The sequence below is a fragment of the Pantoea sp. genome (assembly GCF_039594315.1).
In the GTDB taxonomy this organism is placed as follows: domain Bacteria; phylum Pseudomonadota; class Gammaproteobacteria; order Enterobacterales; family Enterobacteriaceae; genus Pantoea.
In genome coordinates this window covers 52542-59294 of record NZ_JBCNNP010000024.1, presented here as the reverse complement: position 1 = coordinate 59294, position 6753 = coordinate 52542, and the positions used below count along the sequence as shown (strand labels likewise).

At 52.1% G+C, this 6753-nt stretch carries 3 protein-coding genes; 2 read left to right on the top strand and 1 reads right to left on the bottom strand.

Annotated elements, in window-relative coordinates:
- On the bottom strand, window positions 1–2092 hold a 2092-nt coding region (locus tag ABDW13_RS14740; protein ID WP_343553311.1), incomplete at its 3' end, for an Ig-like domain-containing protein.
- Window positions 2093–2451: 359 nt separating this feature from the next.
- On the opposite strand from ABDW13_RS14740, the gene ABDW13_RS14735 reads away from it, so the two are divergent.
- Both ABDW13_RS14735 and ABDW13_RS14730 read left to right on the top strand, forming a co-directional pair.
- Entirely contained in the window at window positions 2452–3081 is a 630-nt protein-coding gene (locus ABDW13_RS14735; protein WP_343553310.1) for a response regulator transcription factor, read from the top strand.
- 8 nt (window positions 3082–3089) lie between these two features.
- Window positions 3090–6713 (top strand): transporter substrate-binding domain-containing protein, encoded by a 3624-nt coding sequence (locus ABDW13_RS14730; RefSeq protein WP_343553309.1) that lies wholly within the window; start codon window positions 3090–3092, stop codon window positions 6711–6713.
- Window positions 6714–6753 lie beyond the last annotated feature (40 nt).

The window sequence follows — 6753 nt, the reverse complement described above, 5'->3', positions numbered from 1 at the left end:
TATCGAGATCAACGATCACCGGCGTAGATTTCGGGCTTTCGTTACCGGCCGGATCGGTGAAGCTGGCGCTCAGGCTGTGCTCATCGTCGCCGCTGATATCGGCCGGAATGGTCCAGCTGCCGTCTGCGCCCACGGTGGTGGAGCCGATCAGCGTGGTGCCGTCGTAAAGCTTAACGATGTCGCCTTCGGTACCGCCGCTGCCGGACATCTCAACGCTGCCGTTGTTGGTCAGGCCGCCTGTGCTCAGGTCCGCGCCGTTGCCGTCGGTGACATCGCCGATCACTGGCGCGTTCGGTGGTGTGGTGTCAAGATCGACAATCACCGGGGTGGATTTCGGACTTTCGTTACCGGCGGGATCGGTGAAGCTGGCGCTCAGGCTGTGCTCGTCGTCGCCGCTGATATCGGCCGGAATAGACCAACTGCCGTCCGCGCCCACGGTGGTGGAGCCGATAAGCTTGTCACCGTCATACAGCTTAACGATGTCGCCTTCAGTGCCATCGCTGCCAGACATCTCAACGCTGCCGTTATTCGTCAGTCCGCCCGCGCTCAAATCAGCGCCGTTGCCGTCTTTCAGATCGCCAACAACCGGCGCGTCTGGCGCCACGGTGTCGAAATCAACGATTACCGGCGTGGATTTATTACTCTCATTACCCGCAGGATCTTTCATTCCCACGCCAATCGCGTGTTCACCTTGATCGGGCAGGGTGATATCCGCGCTCCACTTGCCGTCAGCGCCGACAATCGCGCTACCAACTGGTTTGTCGCCATCATAAATAATGGCGGTATCGCCCGGTTCGCCGGTGCCGCCAAGGTGCAATGGATTGGTATTGGTCGCGCCGCCTTGAGAAAGGTCGCTGCCTTTATCATCCACGATTGCCACATCAGCCGGAACAGCAGGTGGCGTGATGTCGTAATCAACGATGACCGGCTTAGTGGTCGCACCGCTATTGCCTGCGGGATCGGTAAAGCCGACGCTCAGCGAGTGATCGCCATCGCCTGGCAGCGTGATATCCGCAGACCATTGTCCATCCGCGCCGACAACCGCAGAACCAATCACTTTATCGCCGTCATAAATCAGCGCGGTATCGCCAGGTTCACCTGTACCTGCAAAGTGCAGGGGATTGGCATCGCTCAGGCCACCAGCCGACAGGTCCTGACCGTTACCATCGGTGATGGTGACATCAGCCGGTGCAGCCGGTGGTTGGGTATCGATGTCAAAACGAATGGGCGCACTTTGCGCGCTCTCAACGCCATCGCTATTCACTTCAGAGAAGCTAAGTTCGTGGCTAGCATCGCTTAATGCGGTAGCAGGCTTGAATTGCCACTGACCATTATCATCAACCACAGCGGAACCAATCAGTTGGCCGTTGTCATACACGCGCACATTGCTGCCCGGCGTACCTTTACCGGAAAGTAATGGCTGATTGTCATTGGTCAGGCTGCCTGAAGCGATCGGTGCAAGTACATCGCCGCGATCATCGATCGCCACATTGTTGTAAGGCACGGTGGGTTGAGGTGCTGGGATCGCGCCTGCGTCACCACTAACCGGTTGCTGCTGCGGCTGATCATTTTTACTGCCGCCGCCACTACCGCCGCCGCCAGCCGCGACTAATGCACCGATTGCCGCCAGCGCGCCACCGGCAATGCCGAAGGCGAGGGCCGTGTTGCTGATGCCGCTGTTCGCCACAGCCAGTCCGCTTAAACCTGTCGCCTGCTGGCTGCTCATCACCAGCGTATCGCTGCCACCATCGGTCAGCATCAGGAAGGCTTCACGGTTGCTGTTGCTCTCGACATAAGTGTGATAGCTGCCATCAGATGACATGCCGACTAATTCACCCTGATTATCGTAGAAACCATCAATAACCACTTCCGGCGTTTCATCACCTTGCTGGGTGAAAATCAGTAAATCTTTTCCTACACGTTTAACCACGATCTGTTGCGGTGCAGTTTGATGTTGATCGGCCACCAGCAGGTATTTCCCTGCGTGAACCGCTTTAATGTGCACCGCTTTACCTGCCGCTTGCGTAGGCAAATTCGCTGTATTAACAATGGTTTTGCCCTCAACGGTGAGGATACTGATCGCGTTAGTCATCTTTTATTTCCTGATTGAGCCAAGTCTTGTTGCCATTAAGCGCAGGCGGCCTAATGGGGATTTTTTGATTTTGTCAGTCAGAAAAACCTTGGTCTCCAGGCTGGGTCTTGGATTGTTATAAATAGAGGTTCCAGAAAATGAATGCAGCCAGAGTTTTTGGCAAAAATGCTAATTAAGTTATACTGTTATCGATGAATAAAAATATTGGAAAAAACGCGAATATTTCCGGAATACTTGTTATCTGGAAAAAATAAGCATAAGTAATTTCCTACAGACCGTTCTGTAAAAACGGGCTAGTGTAGCCGGCCCTGCGAACACATTGATAACCTGCTCAGCGTAGTCATCAGGACTCCATTTCCATGAAAAAAGTGATCATTGTTGATGACCATCCGGTTATCCGATTTGCAGTAAAAATGTTGCTGGAACGCAATGAGATGGAAGTTGTAGCAGAAACCAATAATGGCGTGGATGCCATTCAGAAAACGCGTGAATGCCTGCCTGATTTGGTGCTGTTGGATATTGGTTTACCGAAAATTGATGGATTTCAGGTGCTCGAACGTCTGCGAACCTTAAATCTCCCGCTCAAAATCCTGGTGCTCACTTCACAATCCAGTAGCCATTTTGCCCAACGTTGCAAGCAGGCGGGCGCGGACGGTTTTGTCACCAAATCCAATGATATGAGCGAATTGTTAGACGCGATCAAAATGGTGATGCGCGGTTACAGCTTTTTCCCACAGCCTAACCATCATTCCTATGATCAACCAATCAATGATCATGATGACGCTGGATTACTCGAACAACTCTCCGATCGTGAACTGAGTGTCTTGATCAGCATTGGCAAAGGATTGGGCAATAAGCAGATCGGCGAACAATTATTGCTGAGCGAGAAAACCATCAGTACTTATAAGCATCGCCTCAAACAAAAACTCAATGCGCAATCGCTGATCGATTTAATTGATTTTGCGCGCCGCAATAATTTGACCAAGTAATAAAGGCTATGCGTATCCTCCGTTATTTTTTGCTGCTACTGATCTTAACGCCATTGCTGACAGCACAGGCGAAAGAGCTGCGTTTGCTGACGCGTGCCGCTAATGTCGAAATGGCACCGCTGGCGATTTCTGCCGCAGAACGTGATTATCTGCATAACAAGAAACAGCTGGTTGTTGGTAGCTTTGCCAGCGAATCCCCGCCGTATGGCATGACCAACGTACGGGATGAATATGAAGGATTAAGCGCTGATTACGCCGGATTGCTGGCACGCGAGTTGGGGTTAACCCTGCGTATTGAGCAGTTCGACTCTCTCAATCAAGCGTTGGCCGCGCTGGAAAAAGGCACGGTTGATGTGGTGCCATCACTCAGCAAACAAGATGGTGGTGAGCTGTTTTATACCCAACCTTATGCCAGCGAGCAGCCGGTGCTCGGGATGCGCGCCAGTGATAACGATCCTTTCCCCAATGATTTAAGCAATGTCGATGTCGCAGTAGTTAAAAGCTATCTGCCACTCAGCGTGCTGCGTGAATATTATCCGCATGCCAATTTCCGCATGTACAACACCTATCAGGATGCGCTGAGCGCAGTCTCTTTTGGGCATGCACGGGTTTACCTCGGCAACAGTTATTCGTTAAGCCAAAACTTCCTCAATAATTTGCGCATGGTGCGTTTTAGCCAATTACCGCCGAAAGAGATCAGTTTCGTGCTTGCACCGGCTTCAAGCGAATTGCTGCAATTAATTGATCGGGCGATAGGTAATGTGCCGCAAAGCGAAAAAACCGAACTGTTGCGTATCTGGCAACCCGATCGTGTCGGCATCAATCAATCGCTAAGCGCGCCGATCTTCACTGAAGAAGAACGTAAATGGATGACAAAACATCCGATAGTCAAAATGGCGGCGTTTAGCAATGATTTGGCCGCGCCGGTCACTATCATTGACCAAAACGGCACTCTGCGCGGTTTAGTCAGCGATCTTATCGCGCTGGTGACACTAAAAACGGGTTTACATTTCAGTTTTGAAACGGCAGATAACGCACAAGAATTAGTCAATCGAGTTAATAGTGCTGACTTTGATATGTTTGCTTCGATGACGCCGAGCCCACAGCGCGAGCAGCAAATTCTGTTTACCCGCCCTTATCTGCGCAGCACCTTTGCATTGACTACGCGTGCAGATGATAAAGAGATAAATTCGCTGCCCGATCTACGCGGCAAACGTCTGGCGATGGTGGCAAACACCAGCGTTGAAGGTCTGGTGCGTGCGCGTTATCCCGAAATCACCATCATTACGGCGCAAAATGCCAACGATATGATGGAGATGGTGGAGCAGCGTCGTGCCGATGCTGGCGTGGGAATTTTGGTGATGGTGGATTACCAAATTAAAACCCATTTCCAGAACAAACTGAAGTTGGTTACCGCGCTCGGCAGCTCGCCGGCTTGGGTGTCTTTCGGTGTTGGGCGCGCCGATCCAGAACTTCGCAGCATCCTCGACAAAGTGTTGCTCAGTATTCCGCCCGCCGAGATTGAAGAGTTGGCGAACCGTTGGCGTCCCAGCGATTTAGTGGTGTATGACAGCTTTTGGCAGCGTTACGAAGATGTGTTGATCGCCGCGATCATCTTGATCGCACTGATCATCGCGTTAGTGGTGGGCTGGGCGCTGTATCAGCGCCAAATCATCCGGCGTAAAGCGGAACTGCGTCGCCAGTTGAATGTGCAGTTAGCCCAACTGCGCGCTTTAGTGACCAGCATGCCGTTCCCGGTTTCTCTGCGCGATCAGGAAGGACGCTTAACCTACTGCAATGAGCGCTATCTGGTGGAAACCGGCGTGCAGTATGAGGAAGCGTTGGGTAAAACCATGCGTGAACATCCCGGTTTGCGCACGCCAGAACAGGCGGCGTTTTATCACAATCAATTAATGGATGTAGTGAAAACCGGCGTGCCGATTGTTGAAGATCGGCGTTATGATCTATGGGATAACCCGGATTCGTCTATTGGCGTCACCGTGTATCAGTGGATTCAGCCATTTATGGACAGCGACGGCAAAGTGGTGGGTGTCATAGCGGGTTGGATGGATATCTCCGAACGCGAAGCGCTGTTTGCCGAATTGCGTGAAGCCAAAGAGCGGGCGGAAGATTCCAGCCGCGCAAAATCAGTATTCCTTTCTACCATGAGCCATGAAATTCGTACGCCGATGAACGCGATTATCGGCATGCTGGATATGGCGCTGAAAAAAGGGCGCAGCGGTGAGCAAGATATTCAAGCGCTGGAAGTGGCGTTTGAATCGGCGGAAAGCTTGGTCGGCCTGATCGGCGATATCCTCGATATTTCGCGCATTGAAGGTGGGCAACTGGAATATCACCCGGAAACGGTTCATCCGGGCAAATTGATCGATAACCTGATGAAAGTGTTCCAGGGATTGGCCATCGATAAAAACATCACGCTGAGCCAACACATTCCCGAAGAGGGATTGGAGCAGGTGCTGGCCGATCCGCTGCGTATCAAGCAGGTGCTGTCCAATCTGCTGAGCAACGCGATCAAATTTACCGATCACGGCGGTGTCTCGCTGACCTTAACCCAGCAAAAAGATCTGGCGGCGGGTCGGGTATATCTCACCATTGAAGTACAAGACAGCGGCATCGGTATCGATGAAAAACAGCAGGCGGCGCTGTTTAAACCGTTTAGTCAGGCCGACAATCGTCGCGCGGGCACCGGCTTGGGGCTGTATATCAGCCGTACCATCTGCGAAAAAATGGGCGGTACCTTAACGCTGACGAGTGAAAAGGGTGTTGGCACTTGCGCGCGCGCCACGTTGGCGTTGCCGATTGCGGAAAGCCTGGCATTTGAGCAGGAAGATAAGCACGAAGAGGGCGATAAACTGCCAATTCGCAATGTGTTGGTGGTGGATGATAACGCTGCCAACCGCATGTTGCTGGCACGCCAGTTAGATTGGTTGGCGCAGCAAGTCGATGTCGCGGCGGATGGACATGAAGCGTTGAGCATGTGGCAGCGCAGCCATTACGACGTGGTGATCACCGATTGCAATATGCCGGGTTTAAATGGTTATCAACTGACTGAAATTATCCGTGAATCGGAACAAGATTTGGGACGTACACCAGCCTGGATTATGGGCTTCACCGCCAACGCGATGCATGAAGTGATTGAGCGTTGCCTTGATGCGGGTATGAACACCTGCTTATTTAAGCCGTGTTCGATTGGCAGTTTGGCAGCGGCGTTACGCGCGATCTCTGCGGAACACGATGCTGAGGGCGATATTGTTGTTGAGGTTCCTGAACCGCCGGAAATGAGCGATGCCGATCGTGAAATGGAAGCGGCGATGCGCGATTTGATGGTGTCGACGTTGGCAGAAGATCTGATTGAATTGGATGGCCTCAATCTGACAATGCACCGCTATGAAATTGCCCATGTAGTGCATCGGATTGCCGGCAGTGTGCGTATCGCTCAACAACATAAACTGGCGGATGCCTGTCTGAAACTAGAGATTGCGTGCCGTGATGAGCATCAAGATGCTGCTGCGTTGCAGCCAGCCTTGAATCAATTAGTTGTGCGTTTACGCCAATATGAAATCAAGTTGGCAGACGTAGCTATATTGAGTGAAATTGCGGAAGAAGAGTAACCCGGTCACCATAAATGGCGCCCCTACAAAACGCGCCAAT